Consider the following 1096-nt stretch of genomic DNA (forward strand, 5'->3'; position numbering starts at 1 on the left):
GAAAACCACCGTCGGCCTGGTGATCCCGACCGGTTATTCGTTCAACCTGGACGGCACCTCGATCTATCTCACGATGGCGGCGGTGTTCATCGCGCAGGCCACCAACACGCCCATGACCCTCACGCAGGAACTCACGCTGCTGGCGGTGCTGTTGCTGACTTCGAAAGGCGCGGCAGGCATCACCGGCAGCGGATTCATTGTGCTGGCCGCCACGCTGTCGGCGGTGGGTACCGTGCCTGTGGCCGGGCTGGCGCTGATTCTGGGGATTGACCGCTTTATGTCGGAAGCGCGGGCGCTGACCAACCTGATCGGCAATGGCGTGGCCACGATAGTGGTCGCCAAATGGACGAATGATCTGGACACGGATCGGCTAAAGGCCGGACTCAACAACGAGAGCTGGGTCGAGGCCCAGGAGCCCGAAGTGCTGATCAACAAGAAGACCGAGCACATGGCGACCGGCCGGCGCTAGGGCCTGTTCACAGTTCAGGGAAAAACGACAAAGCCCGGCAAACGGAGGATTCTCCGCCTGCCGGGCTTTGTGCTTTTTTGGGGCGCGACGAGCCGCCGGTTTAGCGAGCCTGGCGCGGTGCCGGGCCGGGGCCGCGGCCAGCGATATGGCGGAAGGTGATGCGGCCCTTGCTCAGGTCGTAGGGCGAGAGCTCCAGCGACACCTGGTCGCCGGCAAGGATACGAATATGGTTTTTCCGCATCTTGCCGGAGGTATAGGCCACCAGTTTATGGCCGTTGTCGAGCGTGACGCGAAAGCGCGAATCAGGCAACACTTCGTCTACCAGCCCATGCATTTCAATCAGTTCTTCTTTGGCCATGATGTAACTCCTAGGGAATTGGAAAAATTGTCAGTGATGTCTGTTGTAAGGGCTGGCAAGGCTTATGCGCAGGCCGGCGTCGAACGCTCGTGGATCCAGCCGAGGGCATGTTCCGTCGCGTAATGCACGGCCGCGGCCGCACTGTCGAAAAGGCCGCTGAAGCGCATCACACGGTCATGCGTGGCGCTGCCGCTGCCTGAGCGGATGGAGACCGATGCAGCGTAGCGTTCGCCTTGCTGCTTGGCCAGTGGTGAGACAAGGTACTTGCC

At 61.3% G+C, this 1096-nt stretch carries 3 protein-coding genes; 1 reads left to right on the forward strand and 2 read right to left on the reverse strand.

Annotation, left to right across the window (positions count from 1 at the left end; translation table 11 throughout):
* Positions 1–469, forward strand: a 469-nt coding sequence (locus AC1DWI_RS24075; protein WP_477726030.1) for a cation:dicarboxylate symporter family transporter, incomplete at its 5' end; no start/stop codon positions are given.
* Positions 470–569: 100 nt separating this feature from the next.
* Here AC1DWI_RS24075 and infA read toward each other — a convergent pair.
* Positions 570–827 (reverse strand): translation initiation factor IF-1, encoded by a 258-nt coding sequence (gene infA, locus AC1DWI_RS24080; protein WP_092132708.1) that lies wholly within the window; start codon positions 825–827, stop codon positions 570–572.
* Positions 828–889: 62 nt separating this feature from the next.
* On the reverse strand, positions 890–1096 hold a 207-nt coding region (locus AC1DWI_RS24085), incomplete at its 5' end, for a hypothetical protein (RefSeq protein ID WP_477726031.1).

Source organism: Polaromonas sp. P3_C2, from assembly GCF_056402675.1.